Origin of the sequence: Caldimonas mangrovi (assembly GCF_023721835.1) — a bacterium.
GTDB lineage: Bacteria > Pseudomonadota > Gammaproteobacteria > Burkholderiales > Burkholderiaceae_C > Caldimonas > Caldimonas mangrovi.
Map to the genome: position 1 here is coordinate 265,494 of NZ_JAMKFE010000004.1, position 23,768 is coordinate 289,261.

The 23,768-nt window shown below is 69.7% G+C and carries 27 protein-coding genes; 15 read left to right on the forward strand and 12 right to left on the reverse strand.

Annotated elements, in window-relative coordinates:
• The first annotated feature begins 180 nt into the window (after positions 1–180).
• Together M8A51_RS08690 and M8A51_RS08695 are read left to right on the forward strand one after the other, a co-directional pair.
• Positions 181–678, forward strand: a complete 498-nt coding sequence (locus M8A51_RS08690; RefSeq protein WP_251777810.1) for a hypothetical protein — start codon at positions 181–183, stop codon at positions 676–678.
• Between the two features lie 10 nt (positions 679–688).
• Positions 689–1,234 carry a DUF421 domain-containing protein gene (locus tag M8A51_RS08695; protein ID WP_251777811.1) on the forward strand — a complete coding sequence of 182 codons (546 nt, stop codon included), beginning with the start codon at positions 689–691 and terminating at the stop codon, positions 1,232–1,234.
• A gap of 14 nt (positions 1,235–1,248) precedes the next feature.
• On the opposite strand, the gene M8A51_RS08700 is transcribed toward M8A51_RS08695, so the two are convergent.
• Positions 1,249–2,292, reverse strand: coding sequence for an NAD(P)H-dependent flavin oxidoreductase (locus M8A51_RS08700; protein WP_251777812.1), 1,044 nt, complete (start codon positions 2,290–2,292; stop codon positions 1,249–1,251).
• A gap of 172 nt (positions 2,293–2,464) precedes the next feature.
• Here M8A51_RS08700 and M8A51_RS08705 point away from each other — a divergent pair, with 172 nt between their 5' ends.
• The 4 genes from M8A51_RS08705 to M8A51_RS08720 all read left to right on the forward strand — a co-directional run bounded on the left by M8A51_RS08705 (position 2,465) and on the right by M8A51_RS08720 (position 5,821).
• Positions 2,465–2,974, forward strand: a complete 510-nt coding sequence (locus M8A51_RS08705; RefSeq protein WP_251777813.1) for a ferritin-like domain-containing protein — start codon at positions 2,465–2,467, stop codon at positions 2,972–2,974.
• 32 nt (positions 2,975–3,006) lie between these two features.
• The gene (locus M8A51_RS08710; protein WP_251777814.1) at positions 3,007–4,143 is read left to right on the forward strand and encodes a PAS domain-containing sensor histidine kinase; all 1,137 of its coding nucleotides are present in this window, start codon (positions 3,007–3,009) and stop codon (positions 4,141–4,143) included.
• Positions 4,144–4,195: 52 nt separating this feature from the next.
• The gene (locus M8A51_RS08715) at positions 4,196–5,209 is read left to right on the forward strand and encodes a TraB/GumN family protein (protein WP_251777815.1); all 1,014 of its coding nucleotides are present in this window, start codon (positions 4,196–4,198) and stop codon (positions 5,207–5,209) included.
• Between the two features lie 72 nt (positions 5,210–5,281).
• Entirely contained in the window at positions 5,282–5,821 is a 540-nt protein-coding gene (locus M8A51_RS08720; RefSeq protein WP_251777816.1) for a peroxiredoxin, read from the forward strand.
• Here the strand turns inward: M8A51_RS08720 and M8A51_RS08725 are convergent.
• The 5 genes from M8A51_RS08725 to M8A51_RS08745 form a co-directional block, all read right to left on the reverse strand.
• Entirely contained in the window at positions 5,814–6,284 is a 471-nt protein-coding gene (locus tag M8A51_RS08725; RefSeq protein ID WP_251777817.1) for a tellurite resistance TerB family protein, read from the reverse strand. The two genes, M8A51_RS08720 and M8A51_RS08725, sit on opposite strands and share 8 nt — an antisense overlap.
• A 79-nt stretch (positions 6,285–6,363) precedes the next feature.
• Positions 6,364–7,557 carry an acyltransferase family protein gene (locus M8A51_RS08730; protein ID WP_251777818.1) on the reverse strand — a complete coding sequence of 398 codons (1,194 nt, stop codon included), beginning with the start codon at positions 7,555–7,557 and terminating at the stop codon, positions 6,364–6,366.
• Between the two features lie 75 nt (positions 7,558–7,632).
• Positions 7,633–8,334 (reverse strand): LytR/AlgR family response regulator transcription factor, encoded by a 702-nt coding sequence (locus M8A51_RS08735; protein WP_251777819.1) that lies wholly within the window; start codon positions 8,332–8,334, stop codon positions 7,633–7,635.
• Positions 8,322–9,410: a sensor histidine kinase gene (locus M8A51_RS08740; protein ID WP_251777820.1), complete on the reverse strand. Its 1,089-nt coding sequence runs from the start codon at positions 9,408–9,410 to the stop codon at positions 8,322–8,324. Before M8A51_RS08740 ends, M8A51_RS08735 begins: the two co-directional genes overlap by 13 nt.
• Complete coding sequence (locus M8A51_RS08745; protein WP_251777821.1) at positions 9,391–9,801, reverse strand: winged helix-turn-helix transcriptional regulator; 411 nt, start codon at positions 9,799–9,801, stop codon at positions 9,391–9,393. Before M8A51_RS08745 ends, M8A51_RS08740 begins: the two co-directional genes overlap by 20 nt.
• Positions 9,802–9,877: 76 nt before the next feature.
• Here M8A51_RS08745 and M8A51_RS08750 point away from each other — a divergent pair, with 76 nt between their 5' ends.
• The gene (locus tag M8A51_RS08750; protein WP_251777822.1) at positions 9,878–10,267 is read left to right on the forward strand and encodes a YybH family protein; all 390 of its coding nucleotides are present in this window, start codon (positions 9,878–9,880) and stop codon (positions 10,265–10,267) included.
• An 18-nt stretch (positions 10,268–10,285) separates the two neighbouring features.
• On the opposite strand, the gene M8A51_RS08755 is transcribed toward M8A51_RS08750, so the two are convergent.
• Positions 10,286–11,566 (reverse strand): tetratricopeptide repeat protein, encoded by a 1,281-nt coding sequence (locus tag M8A51_RS08755; RefSeq protein WP_251777823.1) that lies wholly within the window; start codon positions 11,564–11,566, stop codon positions 10,286–10,288.
• A 51-nt stretch (positions 11,567–11,617) separates the two neighbouring features.
• On the opposite strand from M8A51_RS08755, the gene M8A51_RS08760 reads away from it, so the two are divergent.
• Positions 11,618–12,775 (forward strand): GlxA family transcriptional regulator, encoded by a 1,158-nt coding sequence (locus M8A51_RS08760; protein WP_251777824.1) that lies wholly within the window; start codon positions 11,618–11,620, stop codon positions 12,773–12,775.
• Here M8A51_RS08760 and M8A51_RS08765 read toward each other — a convergent pair.
• Complete coding sequence (locus M8A51_RS08765) at positions 12,724–13,473, reverse strand: SDR family oxidoreductase (RefSeq protein ID WP_251777825.1); 750 nt, start codon at positions 13,471–13,473, stop codon at positions 12,724–12,726. The two genes, M8A51_RS08760 and M8A51_RS08765, sit on opposite strands and share 52 nt — an antisense overlap.
• A 111-nt stretch (positions 13,474–13,584) precedes the next feature.
• Here M8A51_RS08765 and M8A51_RS08770 point away from each other — a divergent pair, with 111 nt between their 5' ends.
• Positions 13,585–14,199, forward strand: a complete 615-nt coding sequence (locus M8A51_RS08770) for a TetR/AcrR family transcriptional regulator (RefSeq protein ID WP_251777826.1) — start codon at positions 13,585–13,587, stop codon at positions 14,197–14,199.
• Between the two features lie 4 nt (positions 14,200–14,203).
• On the opposite strand, the gene M8A51_RS08775 is transcribed toward M8A51_RS08770, so the two are convergent.
• Together M8A51_RS08775 and M8A51_RS08780 are read right to left on the reverse strand one after the other, a co-directional pair.
• Positions 14,204–14,800: a PEP-CTERM sorting domain-containing protein gene (locus M8A51_RS08775; protein WP_251777827.1), complete on the reverse strand. Its 597-nt coding sequence runs from the start codon at positions 14,798–14,800 to the stop codon at positions 14,204–14,206.
• A gap of 238 nt (positions 14,801–15,038) precedes the next feature.
• The gene (locus M8A51_RS08780; RefSeq protein WP_407062215.1) at positions 15,039–17,600 is read right to left on the reverse strand and encodes a GspE/PulE family protein; all 2,562 of its coding nucleotides are present in this window, start codon (positions 17,598–17,600) and stop codon (positions 15,039–15,041) included.
• A gap of 239 nt (positions 17,601–17,839) precedes the next feature.
• Here M8A51_RS08780 and M8A51_RS08785 point away from each other — a divergent pair, with 239 nt between their 5' ends.
• Positions 17,840–19,048: a GGDEF domain-containing protein gene (locus M8A51_RS08785; protein ID WP_251777828.1), complete on the forward strand. Its 1,209-nt coding sequence runs from the start codon at positions 17,840–17,842 to the stop codon at positions 19,046–19,048.
• Positions 19,045–20,331 carry a GGDEF domain-containing protein gene (locus M8A51_RS26500; RefSeq protein WP_251777829.1) on the forward strand — a complete coding sequence of 429 codons (1,287 nt, stop codon included), beginning with the start codon at positions 19,045–19,047 and terminating at the stop codon, positions 20,329–20,331. Before M8A51_RS08785 ends, M8A51_RS26500 begins: the two co-directional genes overlap by 4 nt.
• Before the next feature lie 49 nt (positions 20,332–20,380).
• Here the strand turns inward: M8A51_RS26500 and M8A51_RS08795 are convergent, their stop codons facing one another.
• Together M8A51_RS08795 and M8A51_RS08800 are read right to left on the reverse strand one after the other, a co-directional pair.
• A complete protein-coding gene (locus M8A51_RS08795; RefSeq protein WP_251777830.1) occupies positions 20,381–20,584 on the reverse strand; it encodes an anti-sigma factor family protein in 204 nt (67 codons plus the stop codon).
• On the reverse strand, positions 20,581–21,156 hold the full coding sequence (locus M8A51_RS08800) for a sigma-70 family RNA polymerase sigma factor (RefSeq protein WP_251777831.1): 576 nt from the start codon (positions 21,154–21,156) through the stop codon (positions 20,581–20,583). Before M8A51_RS08800 ends, M8A51_RS08795 begins: the two co-directional genes overlap by 4 nt.
• A 146-nt stretch (positions 21,157–21,302) precedes the next feature.
• On the opposite strand from M8A51_RS08800, the gene M8A51_RS08805 reads away from it, so the two are divergent.
• From M8A51_RS08805 to M8A51_RS08820, 4 genes are read left to right on the forward strand one after another with little or no spacing between them, the layout of a single operon-like run.
• Complete coding sequence (locus M8A51_RS08805) at positions 21,303–21,593, forward strand: BufA1 family periplasmic bufferin-type metallophore (protein ID WP_251777832.1); 291 nt, start codon at positions 21,303–21,305, stop codon at positions 21,591–21,593.
• Between the two features lie 12 nt (positions 21,594–21,605).
• A complete protein-coding gene (locus tag M8A51_RS08810; protein WP_251777833.1) occupies positions 21,606–22,484 on the forward strand; it encodes a DUF692 domain-containing protein in 879 nt (292 codons plus the stop codon).
• Positions 22,481–23,290: an HvfC/BufC family peptide modification chaperone gene (locus M8A51_RS08815; protein WP_251777834.1), complete on the forward strand. Its 810-nt coding sequence runs from the start codon at positions 22,481–22,483 to the stop codon at positions 23,288–23,290. The genes M8A51_RS08810 and M8A51_RS08815 overlap by 4 nt, the downstream gene beginning before the upstream one ends.
• Positions 23,287–23,760 (forward strand): DoxX family protein, encoded by a 474-nt coding sequence (locus M8A51_RS08820; RefSeq protein WP_251777835.1) that lies wholly within the window; start codon positions 23,287–23,289, stop codon positions 23,758–23,760. Before M8A51_RS08815 ends, M8A51_RS08820 begins: the two co-directional genes overlap by 4 nt.
• The last annotated feature ends 8 nt before the right edge of the window (positions 23,761–23,768 follow it).

The window sequence follows — 23,768 nt, forward strand, 5'->3', positions numbered from 1 at the left end:
CAGGCCGCACCCACGGAAGCAGGCATGGCGGCACGGTGGGACACAGGGGTGTTGCACTGCAGCATTCTAAGTCGCAAAGGTCCGGGTTCGCCGGCAGACCGGTCGGCCGTGGAATCTTGGCGCCAGCGAACGGCACGCCGCTTGCCTCCGAGCAGGCACTGGTCATCACCCTGCAACACCATGCCCCGAGCCAGCAGTCCCCGCCTTCATCTGAACGACGACCTCAGGCAGCAGAAGATCGAATGGCGCATCCAGCGGATCGTCTGGCCCTTGATGACACTCCTGCTGCTCGCCATCGTCGCCGGCCTGCTCGGGCAGGGACCGATCGCTCGCGCACAGGCCGGCTCGGGCGACGCGGGAGTCACGATGGAGTACCACCGCTTCCTGCGCCGCCTGGCGCCGGACAGGCTGGAGCTGAAACTGCTCGCCTCGTCGGAACGCGTCAGGCTGCACATCGATGCGCGTTACCTCGACGCCGTGGAACTGGAGCGCGTGTTCCCCGAACCCGAGGCGGTGCTGTCCGGTACAGAGGCGACCACGCTCGAGTTCGCCGGCCGGCCGGGGCACTGGACCGTCGTGCACATCGAGTTGAATCCGCAGGCGATCGGCACCATCGAAGGCTGGGTGGCAGTGGACCAGCGGGCGCACCAACCGTTCAGCCAGTTCGTCTACCCCTGATGGAGTCGCCATGGACACCGTACTTCGCACCCTGACGATCTACCTGTTCCTGCTGGTGCTGTTCCGCCTGATCGGCAAGCGCACGCTCAGCGAGGTGTCGACGTTCGACTTCATCCTGCTGCTCATCGTCAGTGAAGCCACGCAGAATGCCTTGCTCGGCGAAGACTATTCGCTGGTCACCGGCATGACGGTGATCCTGACACTGGTGCTGCTGGACCTGGGCTTGTCGGTCATCAAGAGCGGCTCCAAGAAGATCGAGAAGATCGTCGAAGGCTCGCCGCTGGTGCTGGTCGAGAACGGCAAGGCCTTGCAGGGCAGCCTGAAGATGTCGCAGGTGACGGAAGACGACATCCTGCAGAGTGCGCGCCTGGCGCATGGCATCGAGCGCATGGACCAGATCAGGTTCGCGGTGCTGGAGTCGAGCGGTGGCATCTCGGTGGTGCCGGCGTCGTCTCCCGAAACCCAGCCCATCGACCGTCAGGTCGAGCAGGCCTTGCGGCGCCTGCTCGATGAAAAGGCGATGCGGCCGCAGCCGGCGCGCCCGTCGCAAGCCTGAACAGCGCGCCGCGTTCAGCCGCAGCCGCGCGCCAGCTCGCGAGTCAGCAACGAAGCGCCGATCTCGCGGCAGCCGCTCGCGTCCTGGCCCGACCACAGCGGAGAGAAGTCACCGCTGTCGGCTGCCTCGGCCTTGGCGCGCAGCGGGGCGATCGCGCTGGTGGCCAGCGGAAAGGCCGGCGCCGCCGGGCACATCGGCTGGAGTTCGCGCATCAGCCGGTTCACGATGCCGCGAGCCGGACGGCCGGTGAAGAGGTTGGTCAGCGCCGTGTGCCGCGCCGCTTCGCTCTTCAGCGCGCGGCGGTGCACGGCGCTGGTGGTCGCTTCGGGGCACAGCAGGTAGGCGGTGCCGACCTGCACGCCGGCCGCACCGAGCGCCAACGCGGCTGCCACGCCTTGCGCATCGGCAATGCCGCCGGCGGCGACGACCGGGCAGTCGAGTGCCTTGACGAGCTGGCGCACCAGCGCGAGCGTGCCGACCTGCGTCGTCAAGTCGTCGCTCAGGAACATGCCGCGGTGCCCGCCGGCTTCGACGCCCTGGGCGATCACCACGTCGACACCGCGCTGTGCCAGCCAGCGGCCTTCGTCGACCGTGGTGGCCGATGCGAGCACCTTGGCGCCCCAGCGGCGCACGCGTGCCAGCAGTTCGTCGCTCGGCAGGCCGAAGTGGAAACTGACCACCGGCGGCCGGTAGGTCTCCAGCAGCTCGGCCGCTTCGGCGCTGAAGGGCCGCCGCCCCGGTCCGGCAGGAATGCCGGCCGGGTCGATACCGAGCTCGCGGTAGTAGGGCGACAGCGCGTCACGCCAACCCGCCTCGCGCCGCTCGTCGGGCGCCGGCGGCGTGTGGCAGAAGAAGTTGACGTTGTACGGCCGCTCGGTCTGTGCCCGGATGGCTGCCAGCTCCTTCTGCATCGCCTCGGGTGCGAGCATCGCACAGGGCAGCGAGCCGAGTCCACCGGCATTCGACACCGCGACGGCCAGCGCGCTGCCCTGCACGCCGGCCATCGGCGCCTGGATGATGGGGTGGTCGATGTTCAGAAGTTCCTGGAGGCGGGTCATGCGGGTCTCCGTCGCGGCCGTGATCGACGACCACTATAGGCATTTCGCTGCCGCCGTGCTGACGGGCATGCCGGTTGCCGCGACTGAGGTCGAGGCGTCCCGACCACGCCCGGACACATGCGTGCCGGCGTCGCCGGAACGGATTGCAACCCTTGCACCGAAGGAGCCGAACATGGCGACAGTTGACGACAACCTGATGGACTGGCTGCGCGACGCGCACGCGATGGAGGAGCAGGCCGAGCGCATGTTCAGCACCACCGCATCGCGCATCGACAACTACCCCGAGATGAAGACGCGGCTCGAGGGCCATGCGCAGGCCTCGCGGCGGCAGGCCGACATGCTGCGAGTGTGCATCGAAAGGCGTGGCGGCGACCCGTCGGCGCTGAAGGACCTGGCCGCGAAGGCCACTGCGATGGCACAGGGCCTGAGCGGCATCTTCGTGTCCGATGAGATCGTCAAGGCCGCGATGGCGACCTACACCTTCGAGCACATGGAAATCGCCTCGTACCGCTCGCTGATCGCGGCGGCCGACGCGGTGGGGGACCAGGAGACACGGCGCGTCTGTGAAAGCCACCTGGCGCAGGAAGAGGAGATGGCCGACTGGCTGGAGCAGCAGCTGCCGCTGGTGACGCAACAGTTCCTGCAGCGCTCGGCGCGGCCGAACACCACCGCGAAGCACTGAAGCCAGCGACGCAAGCGCTCGCCGGAGACCGCGTGGACGACGAGAGCCGGGCCCCCGGTGCGCAGGCCGCCGCCGGGCGGCTGGTCGAGCTGTGGTTGCAGCAGGACCGTGAGCGTGCCGTGCTGATCCTCGACCGCGACGGCACGGTATTGCGCACGCTCGCCGGGGTCGAAGCCGTGCTGGGCTACACCGGGCAGGAGCTCGCCGGCACCAGTGCGTCGGTGATCTTCACCCCGGAAGATCTTGCGCGCGGGCTCGACCGCCTGGAAATGGACGTGGCGCTGCACATCGGCCATGCCGAGGACGACCGCTGGCACCTGCGCCGCGACGGCACCCGCATCTGGGCCAGCGGCACGATGCGTGCGCTGTGGGACGAAGCCGGGCAGCACGTCGGCTTCGTGAAGGCGCTGCGCGACCGCACCGACTCTCGGGCGACCGTGCAGACGCTGGAAAACCGCGTCGCCGCGCTGGCCCGCGAGCGCGATTCGATGCAGGTTTTTCTGGCCACGCTGGCGCATGAGTTGCGCAACCCGCTGGCCCCGCTGCTCAACGTCGCGCAACTGCTGCGGTTGCAGGCGGGCACCGGCGAGGCGCCGCCCCACGTGCGCATGATCGAGAACCAGGTGGCGCAGCTGAAGCGGCTGGTCGACGACCTGGTGGACGTGGCGCGGTTGGAGCACCACAAGCTGCGGCTGCGCCTGCAGTCGGTGGAGCTGCAGGGGCTGGTGCGCCAGGCAGTCGAGAGCCAGCGTCCCGAGGCACAGCGCAAGCGGCAGTCGCTCGACCTGCTCGTGCCGCCAGAGGCCGTGACGATGGAAGCCGACCCCCAGCGGTTGGTCCAGGTGATCGTCAACCTGGTCGCCAACGCGATCAAGTACACCGGCGAAGCGGGCCACATCTGGGTGATCGCCAACGTCGACGACCGCGAGGCGGTGATCCGTGTCAAGGACGACGGGGCCGGCATCGTGCCGGAGATGCTGCCGATGGTCTTCGATCTCTTCACCCAGGAAGTACGCACCGCCGACAGCGCAGGGACCGGCCTCGGCCTGGGACTGCCGATCGTCAAGGAGCTGGTGTCGCTGCACCATGGGACGGTCGAGGTGCGCAGCGAGGGAGCCGGACGCGGCAGCGAGTTCACGGTGCGCATCCCGTTGTGGCAGCGCGTCTGAACCCGGCCTGACGTTCGGGGATACTTTCCTCCTTCGACCAGGGAGGAACAACATGACGATCCGCAAGTGGCGCCGCGTGTGGGCGGCCGGTGGGCTGGTGCTGGCAATGCACGCCGCGTCCGCGGCCGACACCGGCGAACGCAACTGCCCGCCCAATCCGGTACAGCCCGGCGCCGAAGCCGTGCAACGCGCCGCGGCGGGCGCTCGCGACCGCGGCTTCCTGTGGCGCATCGAGCGCGACGGGCGCACGTCGTGGCTCTACGGCACCATCCATGTGGGCCGCTTCGAGTGGCTGTTCGTCGGGCCGACGGTCAGATCGGCGCTGACCGGCAGCCGCAGCATCGCACTGGAACTCGACATCACCGACCCCACCGTCGTGCAGCAGTTGCAACAGCTGTCGGCCGGCGCTGTGCCGCTGCCCGACGCCTTGCGGCAGCGGCTGGCCGCGCAGGGCGAGCGCGCCTGCGTGCCACTGGAACAGCTCGCCAAGCTGCACCCGGTGATGCAGGGGTTGACCTACACGCTGCTCGATGCACGCTGGGACGAACTGCACACCGCCTGGGCACAGGAGGTCATGCTGGCCGGTTTTGCCCAGCGCATGCAGCGGCCGATCGTCTCGCTCGAAACGCCGAAGACACAGCTCGACGCACTGATCCCCGACGATCCGGCCGCCGTGCAGCGGCTGCTCGAACAGGGGCTGGAACAGCTGGAACAGGGCAAGGCCCGCCCGATGATGCGACGCCTGGCAGCTGCCTGGGAGCGCGGCGACCTCGACGACCTGGCTGCTTACGAACAATGGTGCGATTGCGTCCAGACCGACGAAGAGCGCGCCTTGATGCAGCGTGTGCAGACGGACCGCAACCCCGGCATGGCCGATCGCATCGCCGAACTGCACCGCGATGGCGAGGTGTTCGCGGCGGTCGGTGCGCTGCACATGACCGGCGACCACGGGCTGCCGGCGCTGCTGGCGGCCCGCGGCTTCAAGGTCGAGCGGGTGCGCTTCGACCACGCAAAAACCGCTGCGCCGCAGGGCGCGCAACGTCAGCCGGCAGCGCATCGTCCCTGACATGCCGTTGCGGGTGTCCGGGCCCGGCGGGCCCTGAAACGGTAGAGTCAGCGCTCCACAGGAGCCCGAACGATGAAGACACTCGCCTGCCTTGCACTGGCCCTCGGTCTGACCGGCTTGGCGCGAGCCGCGCTGCCCGTGGGCGCGCCGGCGCCGCATTTCACGACCGAAGCGGCGTTGGGCGGCAAGACCTTCAGCTTTTCGCTGGCCGATGCGTTGCGCGACGGGCCGGTGGTGCTGTATTTCTATCCCAAGGCCTTCACCAGCGGCTGCACGATCGAGGCCCACGCCTTTGCCGAGGCCACGCCACGCTTCACGGCGCTCGGCGCCCGCGTGGTCGGCATGTCGAACGACGACATCGCGACCCTGCAGCGCTTTTCGGTCGAAGCCTGCCGCGACAGGTTCGCGGTCGCGGCCGACCGGGGCGCGCGCATCACGAAGCAATACGACGCAGCCATCGCGTCGCGGCCCGACATGGCCGACCGCATTTCCTATGTCATCAGCCCGGCCGGCAAGATCGTGCACGTGCATGCGGGCTCCGACCCCGAGGCGCATGTGCGCAGCACGCTGCAGGCGGTCGAGGCCTGGCGCCGCGCGCAGCCGGTCAGGTAGCGCTGCCGCCGGCCTGCTGCGCCCGCATCTTGGCGCTGACGTAGGCGCCGTGGGGGATGTAGAGCAGGTCCGAGATCTTGCGCATCACGTGGTTCTCGTGCGCGCTCAGGTGGCCGTCGGCATAGGCGACTTGCCACATGTACTCGATGATGCGGATCTTCTGTTCCATCGAGTAGCCGGCATTGATGCGCGACGTGAAGGCGTGGTAGTCGTAGGCGTCGCGGGCGGCGCGCTCGGCCAGTTCGACCAGGCGGTCGATCTCGTCGTCGGCCAGCGAGAACTTGCGGCGCAGGGCCGCCATGACGGCCTCGCGCTCGGTGGCGGACAGCTCGGGGTCGGAGCGCATCACCTCGACCAGCAGCACCGCAGTGGCGAGCTGCAGCGCGTGCTCCTGCTCGGCAGGCGTTTCAGCGGGTGGGGCGGGCTTGAGGGCGTCGAACAGGTCTTTCAGGGTGCGCAGCATGGGCAAAGTCCGGGGGGCGGCCGCAGGCCGGTCTTCGACAGAGTCGGGACCGGGCCCACATGTTCCCTGCCAGCCACGGTCAGGCGGTCAGGGCGGCGTCGCCCCGCGGCTGGCGTGGCGCCCGTGCGAGGCCGAACCAGGGCCGCAGCCACGCCAACCGTCGCACGGCTTCGTACCCCGCGAAGCTGCACGCGAGCGTCAGCGCCACCAGCACCGGCCCCTCGACGGCCGGCGCCCACTGCCGCGGTGCGAGCACCTGCGTGAAGACGATGATCAGCGTCTGGTGCAACACATAGACCGGGAACACCGCGTCCGTCAGGTAGCGACGCCACGCGTGGTCGCGGTCCCAGTGCCGGCGGGCATGGCCCAGCAGCGCGACCATCGCACACCACTGCGCCACGGCGAAGATCGCGCCGCGTGCCTGCCACAGCCACGGCGGCATCGGCTCTGCGAGCCACCCGGTGTAGCGCAGCGCCAGCAATGCCCAGGCCAGCAGCGCAATCGCCAGGGCCGGCCGACGCAGCGCGGCGAGCCGCTCCCACACGTCGGGCCAGCGGGCAAACGCGGCGCCGAGCAGGAACATGCCGAAATAGGTCGCATGGTTGAACCAGTCGTCGACCAGTGCATGCGTCGACGGGAACAGCGGCGCCAGTGTCACGCGCCACAGCGCGAGCAGCGCGATCGGTGCCCACAGCAGCGCCGGCCCGTGCAGCAGCCGCGCCGCACGCGCAGCCGCGGCGTCGAGCGCGTGCGGAAAGCGCTTGACGACAACCCACAGCGCCAGCGTGTAGACCCACAGGTAGGCGACGAACCAGAGGTGGTTCCAGGTGGGCAGGATCAGGCACTCGCCGTCGTTGCCGCAGAACCCGTCGTGGCCACGAAAGTACAGCCCGAGGAAGTCGAGATAGCTGCCGGCGTAGCCGAACTTGTGGACGACCTCGAAGTACGGCTGCGGCGGCACCACCAGCAGCATCCCGCACAGCAGCGGCAGCAGCAGCCGCTTCGAGCGGGTGCCGAGCCAGCCGGGCGCAGGGCCGCGCACGAGCATCAGCGAGGTGGCGGCGCCCGAGATCAGGAACAGCAGCGCCAGCCGCCATGGCGAGCTGAGCAGCATCCAAGGCTCGAGCCAGGGGCCGGCATGCGGGCTCTTGACATGCCAGTCCCAGCGCACGTAGTACATGCCCACGTGGTAGGCGACCAGCAGCCCGAAGGCGGCGATGCGCAGCCAGTCGAGGAAGAACAGGCGCGCAGGCGTGGGGGCGGAGGTGTTCATGCCTCCAGCCTAGGCAGGCCGGCCCGGTGCGGCGACAGACGTGGGACGAAGCGGGTCACGGCCGGGGCGAATGGTCTATGCGCCGCCCAGCGCATCGACCAGCGCGGCCCGCCAGGCACGGCTGCACGGCACTTCGGCGCCACTGGCCAGCACCACGGTGGCGTCGCCTTTGCCGCGTGGCAGCACGCGCACCACCCGATGCAGGTTGACGGCCGCGCCGCGGTGCACGCGCAGGAAGTGGGCCGGCACGTCGGCCAGCAGCGCGGCCAACGGACGCCGCAGCAGCAGTTCCCGCCCGCCCGCGTGCACGGCGACATAGTTGTCGGCCGCTTCCAGCCATTCGATCTGCTCGCACGGCACCACATGCAGGCTGCCGCGATCGGCGATGAGCAGCCGCTGCGCGGGCCCGGGCGGAGGTGCCTGCGAGCCGCGCGACTGCAGGCGCTGCACGGCGCGGGCCAGCCGCTCGGGCTCCACCGGCTTCAGCAGGTAGTCCACCGCAGCCGCGTCGAAGGCCTGCAGCGCGTAGCGATCGTAGGCGGTGACAAACACGACGGGCGGCGCCGGGTGCGGCAGCGAGGCAGCCACGTCCAGGCCGGTGCAGGCCGGCATTTGCACGTCGAGAAAGATCGCGTCAGGGGCCAGTGCCGCGACCATCTGCAGCGCCTGCAGCCCGTCGGTCGCTTCGCCGGCCACCTCGATCGCCGGCCAGGCGGCCAGCATGCGGCGCAGCTTCGCGCGCGCCGGCGCTTCGTCGTCGACGATCAGCACGCGCACGGCAACTCCACCGTCACGATCACGCCGCCACCGTCGGCCGGCGACAGGCGCAGCGAGGCGGCCTGACCATGCAGCGCGTCGAGCCTGCGCTGCAAGTTGCCGAGGCCGACGCCGAAGACGACCGGCTGAGCCAGGCGGCCGCCATCGTCGTGCACGCTGAGTTGCAGCCGGCCGGGCAGTGCCCGGGCACGCACTACGAGGCGGGTCGGTTCGAGCCGCTGCTCGACGACGTGCCGGAAGCAGTTCTCCAGCAAGGGCTGCAACGACAGTGTCGGCACCGCGCAGGCCCGTGCCGTGTCGTCGACATCCCAGTCGATCGAGACGCGGTCGCCGAAGCGCTCGCACATGATGTCGGCATAGGCCGTCAGCAGCTGCAGCTCGTCGCCGAGCGCATGCTGCGGGCGTTGGGCCAGGTCGGTGGCGGCGCGCAGCAGCGAGGCCAGGCGCGTGAGCAGCAGGTCGGCGCGGTCCGGGTCGGTGTGGATCAGCGACGAGACGGTGTTCAGCGCATTGAACAGGAAGTGCGGCTGCAGCTGCTGCGTCAGTTGCAGCAGCTGGGCTTCGCGGGCGAGCGCCTGCTCGCGCTCGGCCTGCAGCCGGGCGCGTGTCCACGCCAGGTAGGAGCGCGCGCCGAACTGCACCCCGCAGAACAGCAGATAGAAGATCGCGAAGCGCACGGTTTCGCGGAAAAAGACTGCCGACAGCGGCTCGTGCGGATAGCCCGTGCCGGCCGCTGCATACAGCCCGAGGCGCAGCGCGTGCACCAGCGGCACGAAGACCAGCGCCAGGGGGGCGGTGAGCGCCAGCACGGCACCGAACCAGCGTGCCGGACGGTGCAGCCAGCGGTCCATGCGGCCGGCAGCCCGCCATTGCGCCAGCAGCACCAGGGTGGCCACCAGCGCCGAGCTGCCTTCCTGCGCCAGTGCCCGCCAGATCGCCTGCCAGCCACCCTGCGGGTGGTTCTGCACCTCCGCCGCCACCATCAGCAGCCAGAAGCCGGCCCAGGCCGCGGCCACCGCCCAGCTCAGCGGGGTGGCGGGGGAGCGCCTGGCGATGTCAATGGCTGCCGGTGGCACCGAACAGGCTCCGGGGCATGGCTGATGCAGCCGAGCACGGCGCGGTGCGGGCCCACAGGTCGATCTGGTCGAGGATGGACAGCAGGCTGCGGCCCGCGTCGGTGAGGCGGTAGACCACGCCGGCCGGAAAGCCTGCGATGTCCTCGCGCACCACCAGCCCGGCGCCGCGCAATTCCTGCAACCGTGCGGTCAACACCTTGGGCGTCACGCCGGGCAGGCGGCCTTTCAGCTCGCCATGACGCTTGGGCCCGTCGCCCAAATGCCACAGCAGCAGCGCATTCCAGCGGTGGCCCAGAAATGCCAGCCAGTGCTCGACGCTGCAGTCTTCGGGGCGGCGGGCTGCCGGCGCATCGGCGCCCGGGGGGTGTTCGAAAGCGGCTGCACGGGCCATCGCCATTCCTTTCCGTTTGGATACCTGCGGTGTGCGGCGCTGGAATGTGGTGCTTCTCGCCCCAGGAACCCGACCGATGACCCGCATCATGGACCCGAAAGATTTCAATGCGACCTTCGCACGCCTGTACAACGGGCGAGACTTGCGCGGCCTGCTGCAACTGTACGAGCCGCAGGCCGCCCACCTGAATGCACAGACGCGACAGACCGACGTCGGACTCGACGCGATCGAGGCGTCGCTGCGCGCGCTGCTGCAGATTCCCGGCCGCATGGTATCGAAGACCAACTGGTGCATCGTCCGCGGCGAGATCGCGCTGCTGCGCGGCGACTGGAGCATCCACGACGAGCGCGGCGCGGTGCTGGCGGACGGCAGCTCGGTGGAGGTGGCACGGCGCCAGGCCGACGGCTCCTGGCGCACGCTCATCGATCATGCCGTCGGCGCCAGCGTGGCACGCGTGGCCCGCTGAGGCGGGCTGCCCGAGGGCTCAGTGCGCCGGGCGGCGCTGTTCGGCCAGCAGCGAGCGCTCGGTCAGCAGCGCGCGGGCCAGCGCGGTCTGCCCGGCCTTGTGTGCGGCTGCGACCAGTGTCTGGTCGAGCAGGTCGCGCTGCGCATGGCTGCCGCCGAAACGGTGCGCCTGGCTGCGGATGGAACGCAACAGATCGACAGCCTGGGCATACCGACCGTCGACGAAGGCGACGACGGCCTGCGTCGCGGGTGCGCCCGCCTCGCGTGTGAACGCCGCGTTGTCGTCGTCGCGCAGCGCCGCCGCCGCCTGCGCCTCGAGCACCGAGCGCAGCAGGTCGTCGCGCCCGGCCGCCGCGAAGGCCATCGCCGCGTGCAGGCCGTTGAAGGCATAGTTGCCGGCTTCGGCGGCGGGTGCCCAGCGTTCGGCCAGCGACTGCCAACGCGCCCCCACGTCGACGCCGCGCAGTTGCAGCCGCCACAGCAAGGCGCTGCCGTCGATCAGCTCCATCAGCAGCGTCGGCCGGTGACCGTCGATCGGGCCGTCGAACAGCTCCAGCACGGTGGCGTGGTCACCCAGCTCCAGGTGGTACAGCGCCAGGTGCCACCAGTTGTGCACCGCGAGGAAGCTGTCGCGCTGCCAGCCGGGGTTGCCGCGCATCCAGCGCACGCCCTCGTCGCGCCGGCCCTGCATTTCCATCACGTGCGCCACGGCATGCTGTGCCCAGCCGTCGGCCGGTTCCAGTTCCACCGCCTCGCGGCCGTAACGCTCGGCACGCAGGTAGTCGCCTGTTTCCTCCAGGCCGAACGCGTACATCCCCAGCACCGCATGCCAGCCGGGAACCTGGCGTGACCACGCCGGGTACACGCGGGCGATGCGGTCGCGCAGCATGCGCGAGTCGCCGGTGAAGAAGTCGATCTGCTGGCCGGCCTGCAATGCCAGCGCGTCGAGCGGGTACTCGGTGCTCAGGTCTTCCAGCATGCGGCCGGCGGCGCGCCAACGGCCGTCGCACAACTGCTCGATCGCGTGCAGATGGCGCGCTTCGCGGTCGTTGTGAGGCAAGGTCCGGGCGGCGGCCAGCGCCTCGCGCGCCACCGGCAACCCGGCGGGCTCGGTGCCCAGCAGGTGCAGCCAGCCTCGCAGCACATGGCCCATCACCAGCTCCGGCGCTGCAGCCAGTGCGGCGTCGGCCGTCGCGACCGGGTCGTGCGAGTAGCAGCGGAACTCGTGCAGGCCGCGCTCGATCAGGTCCAGCGCCATTGCATTGCAGCCGGACAGTTCGTACCCTGTGGTGTCTTTCATCTTTCCTCTCCTGGGTTGAAGCGCGCAAACGGCGCGCCGGGGAGAGGCATGATGGCCGTCGGTGCCGGCCAGCACCAAAGCCATCCCGGCAAGAAACCGGACATTTCCGCCATGCTGAAGCTGCCTGCTCCTGCCTTGACCGTCGCGCTGCTCGCCGTGCCGGACACCACCGCGTCGACCCTGTTCGGCCTGTACGACCTGCTGGTCGGCGCGCGGCGCGACTGGCAGATGCTGGTGCATCGCGTCGAAGTGGAGCCGCCGGTGCGCGCGCTGATCGTCAGCCGCGATGGGCGGCCGTTGAAGGCCGCCAACGACGTCGAGATCCATCCGCACGCAGGCTTCGCCGATCCGATCGACGCCGACGTGGTGGTCGTCACCGACCTCGCCATCCCGCCGTGGCAACCGGTCGGCGATCGCTACGACGTCGAGGCGGCGTGGATGCGACGGCAGCACGAGGCCGGCGCGATGCTGGCGTCGGCCTGCTCGGGTGCAGTGCTGCTGGCGCGCACCGGATTGCTCGCGGGGCTGGAGGGCACCTCGCACTGGGGTTACTGCGAAGCACTGCAACGCGAGCACCCCGACACCCGCTGGCAACCCGACAAGGCGCTCGTCGCCACCGGCACCGGGCAGCGGCTGGTGATGGCGGGCAGCGGCACCAGCTGGCATGCGCTGGCGCTGTTCCTGATTGCACGCTACATCGGTGCCGAAGAAGCCATGCAGCTCGCGCGTCTGAACCTGCTCGACTGGAACGCGACCAGCCCGCTGGCATATGCGGCGATGACGCGTACCGGCCAGGTGGCCGACCCGGTGATCGCGCGCTGCCAGGAATGGGCTGCACAGCACTACGACAGCGAGGCGCCGGTGGCCGCGATGGTGCAGATGAGCGGCCTGCCGGAGCGCACCTTCCAACGTCGTTTCGTGCAGGCGACCGGGCTCGCGCCGCTCGACTACATCCACACGCTGCGGCTCGAAGAGGCCAAGCAGATGCTGGAGTCGGGCGACGCGCCGGTCGAGGCTGTCGCGCTGGAGGTGGGCTACCAGGACGCCAGCTTCTTCGGCCGGCTGTTCCGGCGCAAGATCGGGCTCACGCCCGCGCAGTACCGGCGGCGCTTCGGTGGCCTGGCGCGCCGGCTGGCGGGCGCGGCGAGCGAGCCGCCCTACACCGTCGCGACGCCGCCGTCGACCAGCAGGTTCTCGCCCAGCACGTAGCTCGAGTCGTCGCTCGCCAGGAACAGCACCGCCTTCGCGATCTCGTCGTCGCGGCCGAAGCGCTGGGCTGGCACGCCGGCCAGCAACTGCTCGGCCCAGGCCTTGACGGCTTCCGGCGGCAGGCCCAGCTTGCCGTAGATCGGCGTTTCGACCAGCCCCGGGCTCACCGCGTTGACGCGCACCCCGCGATGGACCAGTTCCGCCGACAGCGAGCGGGCCAGCGAGCGCACGGCGGCCTTGGTCGCCGAGTAGATGCTCATGCCGGCGATGCCGCGCTCGATCATCGTGGTGGCATTGAGGACCACGCTCGCGGGGTTGCGCAGCAGCGGCAGCATCGTCTGCACGCTGTGGACGACGCCCTTGAAGTTCACGTCGATCAGGCGGTCGAGGTGGTCGGCGTCGACCTCGGCGATCGGCCGGGGCTGCGCGATGCCGGCGTTGGCGAACAGCACGTCGAGACCGCCGAACTCGTCTTGCAGGCGCCGCGCGACCGCTTCCATCTCAGTGCGCGACGCGACGTCGGCCCGCAACGCCAGCGCGGTGGGCCCGAGCAGGGCCGCCGCCTGCGCAACCCGGCCTTCGTCTTGCCCGGTGATCGCGACGCGTGCGCCTTCCTGCTGGAACAGCCTGGCGGTCGCCAGGCCGATGCCGGTGGTGCCGCCGGTGATGAGGGCGGTCTTGTGATTCAGTCGTCCCATGGGGTGTTCCTGTCGAAGAGTGAAGAGGGTGTCGGCATATATGTACCGATCGGTATTAAATATACCGATGAGTACAATATTCGTCAACTCGATCCTGGTGACGAAAAGCGTATGAGCGGATTGCGCGGAAGGCCGCGAGCCTTCGACGAGGACCAAGCGCTGGAGAACGCGCTGCGGGTGTTCTGGAAGCACGGCTTCCAGGGCGCGGCGCTGAGCGAGTTGACCGAGGCGATGGGCTTGAGCAAGCCCAGCCTGTATGCCGCGTTCGGCGACAAGGAGCAGCTCTACCTGAAAGCCTTGGCGCGCTACCGCGACGAGCGGCTGGCGCCACCGGTGCGGGTGCTGTCGGCCGAAGGCGAGGGGCGTGCGGCCGTCGAGGCTTATCTGAGATCGATGGCCAAGCTGTTTGCCGATCCGGCGATGCCCGGCGGCTGCTTCATCGTCAACGGGCTGGCGGACACCGGCGGGACGACAACGCCGCCCGGTGTGCAGCAGGCATTGCAGGACGCATTGCGGGGGGCCGAACGCCTGCTGCGCCAGCGCATCGAACAGGCCGCCCGCGACGGCGAGCTGCCGGTCGAGGCCGCACCGGCGCAGCTGGCGGGGCTGTTCGTTTCGGTGCTCTGCGGCCTGGCGGTGCAGGCGAAGAGCGGCGAACCGTTGAGCAAGCTGCGCCGGGTCATCGACAGCGCGATGGCCGCGTGGCCGGCTGCACCCCGCGGCTGAAGCGTCAGCCGCGTTGGCGCCGGCGACGAGCGGCCAGGCCGCACAGCCCGAGGCCTGCGGCCATCAACGCATAACTCCCGGGCTCCGGCACCGCGCTGACGCCGACCACCAGGTCGTCGTAGTCCGCGTCCGGGCCGCCGTCGTCGAAACCCAGCACGTACTGGAAGCTGCCATACCGCGTCTGCACCGGGGCGGCACCGTCGCCGAAGATCGCGAACTCCGAGCGCAGGCGGCCGTTGACGACCACGGATTCGCGGTCGTCGCCGGCGCTGGCGAAGCCGAACTGCAGCAGGGCCGTGCTGTCGAGCGTCTGCGCCAGTACGTCGCCGGGCGACGAAGCGGCCGTGAAAGCGTCGCCGGCCACGCCGAACAGGTTGGCTCGCCCGGCTTCCGAGCCGAGGAAGGTGTAGCGCACGGTGGCGCCGGCCGGCGCGACGAGGGCACCGAAAGCGAAGCGCTCGTCGTCGAGACTGGACACCACGTCGAAGCCGGCCGCGGCACCGCCGGGGCGATCGATGACGAGTTCGAGCGATGCGGCAGGCGAAGCGCCGCAAAGGCCGGCGCACAAGGCCGCGCCGAAAGCTGTATGCCGGATCGACATGAGAGGAGGCTCCTGGTGATCGTGCCGCAGGACGGGCATGAAGCGCAGGAGCATGAGGGCGGGCCGTTGCCCGCATTGCAAGCAGGTGCAATGGCGGGCTAGCGGCGTGCGGCTTTGCAACGCGGGGCGGGAACGCCGGCTGCTGGGCCGGAGGCCGAAACGGCCGCCCACGGGCCGTTCCGTTGCAACCCGGCACGCGAGACGCGCCCGCTTGCCGGTGGGCACCGTCGCGCGGACGCTACGCGTTGCTGGTCGAACGCACTTCCGTCAGCGTGGTGACACCCTGCAGCACCTTCTCGATGCCGTCCTGCCGCAGCGTGCGCATGCCTTCGCGGATGGCCTGGTGCATCAGCTGCTCGGCGCGCGCGCCCGTCTGCACCAGCCGCCGCAATTCGCTCGACGCCACCATCAGCTCATGCAGGCCGGCACGGCCCTTGAAGCCGGTGTTGCCGCACTTCGCGCACCCGGGGCTGTGGTGATGCGCCAGCCGGCCGTCGCGGCCGTAGCGCTGCACCCAGCCCGACAGCACGCGTTCGCGGTCGAACTGAGGGTCGTCGGTGGGGCACACATGCAGGTAGTCGGCCAGCAGTTCCTCCACCTCTTCCTCGGTGGCCGGGCGGGTCTGGCGGCATTCGTTGCACAGCCGCCGCACCAGGCGCTGCGCGATGATCGCGAGCAGCGAATCGGCGAAGTTGAACGGGTCCATACCCATGTCGAGCAGGCGCGTGACGGTTTCGGGCGCGCTGTTCGTGTGCAACGTCGACATCACCAGGTGGCCGGTGAGCGAGGCCTCGACCGCGATCTTCGCGGTCTCCTCGTCGCGGATCTCGCCGACCATGATCACGTCCGGATCGGCGCGCAGGAAGGCGCGCAGCGCCTTCGCGAAGGTCCAGTCGATCTTCGGATTGACCTGCACCTGGCGCAGCCCGGGCTGGGTGATCTCGACCGGGTCTTCGGCCGTCCAGATCTTGCGCTCGGGCACGTTGATGAAGCTCAGCGCCGAGTGCAGCGTGGTGGTCTTGCCCGAGCCGGTGGGGCCCACACACAGCACCAGGCCATAGGGGCGCTCGACCGCTTCCTTCAGGTGCTTCAGGTTGTGCTCGGACAGGCCCAGCTTCTCCAGCGGCAGCGGCTTGGCGCTGGCGAGGATGCGCATCACGACGTCCTCGAGGCCGTTGTTGGTCGGGATGGTGGCCACGCGCAGCTCGAGCTTCTGGTTCGAGACGAAGCGCGAGAAATTGATCTTGCCGTCCTGCGGCTTGCGGCGTTCGGAGATGTCGAGGTCGCACATGATCTTGATGCGCGAGATCAGCGCGTTGCGGTAGGTGTGGGGCAGTTCCAGGTAGTTCTGCAGCAGCCCGTCCTTGCGGAAGCGCACCTTGACCTTCTCGCGCCCCGGGTAGCTCTCGATGTGGATGTCGGAGACGCCTTGCCCGTGCGCCTCGACGATCATGTTGTTCAGCAGCCGCACCAGCGAGTTGTCGGACTGCTCGATCTGCGCCTCTTCCTCGTCGCCGGAGCTGTCCTTTTCCAGCGACTCGATCAGCTTGCCGGTGTCCATCGGCTCCATCTCGAGCAGGCCGGTCGCGTCGATCGTGCCGCGGCTGGTCCAGACATCGGCGCCGAGCTTCTCGTACGAGGTCTGCACGGCTGTGGCCAGCGAGCCGAACTGGGCCAGCGCCGGGATGATCTTGAGCTGGCTGATGAACTCCAGTTCCTCGAGCGCATCGCGCCGCGAGGGGTCTTCCAGGGCGACCACCAGGCGGCCGCTGCGCAGGATCAGCGGCAGCGCGTTCAGCCGCGCAGCCACCGCGAACGGCACCTTGCGCAGCGCTTCCAGGTCCACCGGGAACTGCGCCACGTCGACCAGCGGGTAGCCCATCTTGTGCGCCAGCGCGGTCTGCAGGTCCTGGCGCGACACCAGCGCTTTCTGCACCAGCAGTTCGCCCAACGGCGTCGAGCGGTCGGTCTTCTGCTGGGACAGCGCCTCCTTCAACTGCTTGTCGTCGATCAACCCGAGCGAGACCAGCGCCTCGCCGATGCGCACCATCGGCATGCGCGACTGCTGGTCGAGCGCTGCGACGAGCTTTTCGGGCGTGACGATCTTGCTCGTGACGAGAATGTCGCCCAGCTTGCGATCGCGCATCTCCTGTTGCTGCGCAGCCGCTTCCTCGACCTGGTCGGAGGTGGTCGCGTTCTGCGCCACCAGCAACTCGCCGATGCGCGCGCCGACCTCGACCGATCGGTAGGCATGGCGCGGCACGAACAGCCGCGCGACGCCGCCTTGCTCGTCGGCGGGCGGGAACAGGAACAGGCCGTCGTCGGTCTCGACATGCCCGACCGTCTCGCCTTCGATGTCCGCGCCGGAAGTCGCGTGCGCCCGGAACGGCATGCGTGGGCGCAGATCGAGCATGTCGGCATGCGGGTCGTTGCGCGCAATGCCGATCGGCCGCAGCACCTCCAGCACGCGCAGCGCCTTGAAGTGGGCGAACTGCACCGGCATCGTCGTGCGCGCCGGCGGAACCTGGATGTGCACCACGCTCTCGTCGGGCACGAAGAAGATCAGCCGGCCGGCCATCTGACGGCCGTTCAGCCCTTCGATCTCGCAGCGCAGCGGCTGCTGCTGCTCGGTGGCTTCCGGGTAGGCACCGAACGGCGGCGTCGGCCAGCGGAAGGCGGCGTGGCGCGTCTTCTCCCGCGCGGTGGAGCCGGCGTGCGGCGTGGCACGCGCTGCGGGCAGTTCGTCCAGCGGCATCGGCAGGGTCGGGTCGATCAGCGGCAGCGGCTCGGTGGAGGACATGGGCAACCTCGTTTTCGTGGGACACGCGCAAGCACGCGCGCAAGTCCGGTGCCTGCCACTATGCCGGGCCCGGCAAGAGGCCAAGCCTGCAGAAGCGGCGGCCTTGCGCCGCATTTCTCGCTAAACGCCGGTGGGCCCGCGCCTTGCTGGTGCGTGACGGGGTTGGCATACTGCAGCCACTTCGGCGGGGGCCGCCCGCCATTTCCGCCTGCCATTCCCTACAGAGCGTCTTTCTCCCCTTGGATCTTTCCATTGTCTCGATCACGAGTGCCGTCCTGGGATTCGTCCTGGCCGCGCTGCTCGGTCTCACGATCCGCTGGGTGCCGGACAGTGACGGCGCCCAATACTGGGCCCTGGCGTTCGTGCCGTTGGGCGTCGGCAGCGCACTGGTCGGGCGCAGCGAGTCGTTGCCGGCGCTGCTGCTGGTATTGCGCGAGCCCATTTTGCTGACCGGCTACGGCCTGCTGCTGATCGGGCTGCGCCAGTACCTGCGGCGCTCGCGGCCGTGGGCGCTGGCCGGCAGCGTCGTGCTGGCCAGCCTGGTGGTCAACGCATTCTTCACCGCCGTCGTGCCCAGCCCGGAGGTGCGCATGAACGTGCGCACCATCGGCATCTTCGTGCTGATGACGGCGGCACTGCTGGCGCTGCGGCATGTGTCCGGCAGCACGCTGCGCGAGGTACGTCTGTATCTGCAGGCCGGCTTCGGCACGGTCGCGGCGCTGGCGCTGGCCCGTACCATGGTGTCGGTGCTGCCGCTGCCGCTCGACGCCGCGCTGGTGCAGCACCTGACCGCGATCGCAGGGGCGGTCACCACCATCATGCTGCTGGCCGTCGTGACCGGGTTGGCGCTGCTGATGACCGCGCGCATGAACGAGGCGCTGGCCCGGCTGACGGTGCGCGATCCGTTGACCGGCATCTTCAACCGGCGCGGCATCGAAGAAGCTGCCGCCACGACACTGTCGTTCGCGCGCCGGATCGGACGGCCGATCGCGCTGCTCGCGTGCGATCTGGACCATTTCAAGGCGGTCAACGACAGCCATGGCCACGCCCGGGGGGACGACGTGCTGAGGTCCTTCGCGCAGCTGCTCACCGAGCACTTCCCGTCGGCCGATCCGGTCGGCCGCCTGGGCGGCGAAGAGTTCGTCGTGCTGCTGCCCGGCACCGACGACGAACAGGCCTACGCGGCCGCCGAACGGCTGCGCATGCACATCGAGCAGCATGCCTTTCGCCTGCCGGACGGCCAGTCGTTGCGCCTGAGCGTCAGCATCGGCGTGGCCGTGCAGGCACAAGCCGACACCCACTGGGACGACCTGCTGCGCCGTGCCGACAAGGCGCTCTACCAGGCGAAGGCGGCCGGGCGCAACTGCACCGTCGCCGCGCCGGCCGGCGCCCCCGGCACCGGCGCGGCCGCTCCCGGCTGGCGTGCCGAAGCAGGGGGAGCAGCGTGATCGACTCGCTGGTGCTCGGGCCCCCGCAATACTGGGGCCTGACCTTCGTCTTCAGCCTGTTGCTGTTGATCGCCGCGGTGCTGCTGTGGGTGCTGGGCCGTCTGGTCGACGCACCGGGGCCCCGGTTGTGGGGCGCTGCGGCCGTGATCGTGTTCGCCGGCATGGTGCTGGCCGGCAGCCAGATGCAGGGCACGCTGCCGTGGCAGCGCGGGCTCTATGTGCTCGGCGACGCCTTGCTGGTGCTCGGCATCGGGCTCATCGGCGAAGGTCTGCGGCGCTTCTGCGGTCGCCGGCCGAGCCTGGCCTGGGTGGCGATCCTGGTCGCGGCGCAAGGCGCGCTCGGGCTGGCCCTGGAAGTCACCGGCCAACCGCTTGCCAACAGTGTCGCCACCTCGGTGCTGATCACCGGGTTGTGGCTGTGGATCGCCTGGATCGCGATTCGCCACACACGGCGCGGCTTCCACGGGTTGTTCGTCGGCCTGATGCTGTGCGCCATCGTCGAGGCGGCCGGCTGGGCCTGGCGTGGTGGCATCCTGGCCGCTGCCGGTGCCGGCGACCCAAGCGCGGTGATCGCCTACGCCAATGCGGTGCTGGTGGCGTTTGCCTTCGTGTCGACCGGCGCACTGGTGCTGCTGTATGTGCTGCTGGTCAATTTTCGGCTGGCCGAGCAGTTGCGCGCGAAGGCCGTGCGCGACCCGCTGACCGGTGCGTTGAACCGGCGCGGTTTCGAGGAATGCACCGGTCGCCTGGCGTCGCTGTCGGCCGAACTGGGACAGTCCGTGGCGGTGCTCATGCTGGACGTCGACCACTTCAAGCAGGTCAACGACGAACACGGCCACCATGCCGGCGACCTGGTGCTGAAGGCCCTGGCGCAACTGGTGCAACGGGCCAAGCGCGAGACCGACGTGTTCGCGCGACTCGGCGGCGAGGAGTTCTGCCTCGTGCTGCCCGGCACCGACGTGCCCGGTGCGCGGGTGTTCGCCGACCGGCTGCGACGCAGCTTCGAGACGCTGGAGATCGACACCGGCCGCAGCTTTCTCAGCTGCACGATGAGCGTCGGTGTCGCGTATGCGTCGGCGACCGCCCTGCGCCAGGGCCAGGTCGACGTGCTCGACCTGCTGCACCAGGCCGACGAGGCACTCTACGAGGCCAAGCGTGCCGGTCGCAATCGGGTGCGCTTCTATGCTTCGCCCGATGTGGTCTCGAGCCGGCTCGATTCGCGCTTGTTCGCGTCGAGCAGCGTGTTCGACACGATGGGCAATGGCACCAGGTCGCGCGGTTGAGCGGACCTCCCCCGCACGATCGCACCGACTTGCCCAGCGTGGCCGCGCGTTATTCGTCCTGCTCGGCGTAGTGCCGCCACTGCCGCATCGCACCACGCATCAGCGCGACCTGGCGCTCGAAGCGCGGGCAGGCCTGGCACACCTGCATGTGCAGGCGCACCGCCACGCGTTCCAGCCAGGGCAGGTCGCGGTCTTCGCGCGCCAGCACGAGGCGGACGACTTCTCGGCAGGTGCGACGCAGCGGGTACTTCATGAGACCTGAACTCCGAACCATTTGATCTGCAGACACTCGCGCAGGCGCATGCGTGCCCGGTGCAGCATGACCCACAGATTGGTCGAGGTGATGCCCAGATCCTTACAGATCTCGGCGCTGTCCAGCTCCAGCCACTCGCGCATCAGGAACACCCGGCCCAGCTGGTTGGGCAGGTGCTCCACACAGGCTTCGAGCACTTCGATGAACTGGCGCTGCTTCAGCACGCTTTCGGGGTCGCCCCACTCGGGCGGCGGCTCGCGGAAATGACCGTCGGCGGCGAACAGCAGGTCTTCGAGCCCGTCGCTGCCATCTTCGTCGGCCGGCTCCCAGCTGCATTCGCGGCTGTGCCGGCGCATCTGGTCGACGACCTTGTGCTTGAGGATGCCCACCAGCCAGGTCTTCAGCTGCGAGCGGCCACCGAAGGCCCTGGGCTTTTCCAGGGCGGCGACCAAGGTCTCGGACACCGCGTCCTCGGCCCACGCGTCGTTGCGCAGCTGCAGCCGGGCGAACCGCAGCAGCTGCGGCCGCAACGCTTCGACCTCGCGCGAGAAGTCGGGCAATGGGGGCGGCATCTGCATTTTCAGGAAGTCACCAGTGGAAGCAGGTGCGCCAGTGTAAGGAAGTTCTCGGTCCCTGCGACAGACGGTCGTCGAGCGGCAGCGCGTGCATGCGGTGCCGCGGATCGACGGATCCACCATGTCTACCCAGGAGAGATTTCATGAATCAAAAGCAACTCGTTTCATCCGCGCTGGCTTCCGTGATGGCGCTCGGCCTCGTTTCCGGCGCCGCTGCGGCCGACGACAACAAGGGCAAGGAGAAGTGCTACGGCATCGCCAAGGCCGGCCAGAACGACTGCGCCAATCTCGCCGGCACCCATTCGTGTGCGGGCCAGTCCAAGGCCGACATGGACGCCGGCGAGTGGAAGTACGTCGCCAAGGGCACGTGCAAGCAGATGGGCGGCCTGTCGTTGGCCGAGGCCAAGGACAAGACCGCGATGATGAAGAAGTGATCGGGGCGGGGCGTGAACGTGCGCAGCACAGGCACCCCGCCGCAGGCCGGCATCGGCCTGCGGCAGCCACACTACCGCGAGGTGCTGCAGCGCACGCCGTCGCTGGGCTTTGTCGAGGTCCACTCGGAGAACTTCTTCGCCGACGGCGGCGCCGCGTTGGCGGTGCTGCACGACGCACGCGCGCGTTACGACGTGAGCCTGCACGGCGTCGGCCTGTCGCTCGGCTCCGCTGCCGGGCTCGACCCCTGGCACCTGGAGCGGCTGGCTCGCCTGGTCGAGCGCATCGAGCCGGTGCGGGTGTCCGACCATGCGAGCTTTGCGCGCGCACCGCGGCGCGCGCACGAGGCGCCGGTGCATGCCAACGATCTGCTGCCGGTGGCGTTCACGCCGGCGTCGCTGGCGCTGATGGCCGCCAACGTGCAGCAGGTGCAGGAGCGGCTGCGCCGGCCGCTGGCGGTCGAGAACCTGTCGGCCTACCTCGCCTGGGCCGACGACAGCCTGACCGAGCCGCAGTTCTTCGCCGAGCTGTGCCGCCGCACCGGCTGCGCGATGCTGCTCGACGTCAACAACCTGATGGTCAACGCACTCAACGCCGGCGAGGCCGACCCGGTGGCGAGCTGCTGCCGGTTCGTCGACGCCTTGCCGCCCGGCATCGTCGGCGAAATCCATCTGGCCGGCTATTGCGAGCTGGACGACATCGTGATCGACGACCACGGCAGCCGCGTGCGTCCCGGCGTGTGGGCGGTCTACCGCCATGCGCTGCAACGCTTCGGTGCGGTGCCGACGTTGGTCGAATGGGACACCGGCCTGCCGGCGCTCGACGTGTTGCTCGGCGAAGCGGCACTCGCCGACGCCTGCCTCGACCGCTGCGCCGCGAAGGAGCCGGCATGAGTGCCGACGACGCCGTGCGACGCGAGGCCTTGCGCCAGCAACTGCTGCTGCGCACCTTGATGCACGACGCGCCTGCCACGGCGCTGGGCGGCTGGGTGCGCCAGGGCGGCGCGAGCCGCGACCGCGCGGTGCTCGCCTATCGGGCCAACGCGTCGGCCAGTGCCGAACGGGCGCTGGCCGGTGCCTATCCCACCGTGCAGGCCATGCTGGGCGAAGAGAACTTCGCGCAGCTTGCCCGCGCCGCATGGCGCCGCCAAGCACCCGAACGGGGCGACCTGGCGCAGTGGGGGGCCCACCTGCCCGCGATGCTGGAAACCGACGTGCAGTGGCACGAGTGGCCTTATCTGCCCGATGCGGCGCGCCTGGACTGGGCGGTGCATGGGGCCGAGCAGGCCGCCGCCGACCGCTTCGACGCCGGTTCACTGCAGTGCCTGGGCCTGCACGAGCCGCAGGCGTTGCGGCTGCAGCTGCAGCCACCGGTCGCGCTGCAGGTGTCCGGCCACCCGATCGTCACGATCTGGCTGGCCCACCATGGCGGCGCCGACTTCGCGGCGGTGCGCGAGGCACGCGCCCGGCGGCGCGGCGAAGCGGCGCTGGTGCATCGCGTCGGCTGGCGTGCGCAGGTGGTCGCACTGGACGCCGCCACGCAGCGCTTCATGCAGGCGCTGCTCGATCACAAGACGCTGGCCGCTGCCCTGGAGATGGCCGGCGCCGATTTCGAGTTTCAGGCCTGGCTGGTGCGCGCGCTGCAGCTCGGCTGGCTGTCACGTGTCGAACCCGTTGCCGAAAAAGAGAGGCTTCCATGAACACCCTTGCCACCCGGATCGCCCCGCTGTGGGCTCGTTTCGTGACCGCGCTCGAATCGCTGCAGCCCGCGGCGCAGCTCGTCGCGCGGCTGTACATCGCCCAGGTCTTCTTCCTGTCGGGCCTGACCAAGCTGCGCGACTGGGAGATCACCGTCGCGCTGTTCACCGACGAATACCACGTGCCGCTGCTGAGCCCCGAAACAGCGGCCGTGTTCGGCACCGGCGGTGAGCTGGTGTTGCCGGTGCTGCTGGCGCTGGGCCTGGGCGGGCGCTTCGCGGCGCTCGGGCTGTTCGTCGTCAATGCAGTGGCGGTGGCCAGCCTGCCGGACATTCCCGAGGCCGCGCTGCAGCAGCACGTGTTCTGGGGCAGCCTGCTGCTCGGCCTGTCGCTGTGGGGTCCGGGCCGCTGGTCGGCCGACCGGCTGCTGCTGCGCAACTGGCCGGCACTCGGCGCGGCGCGCGCAGCGTGACCCCCGGG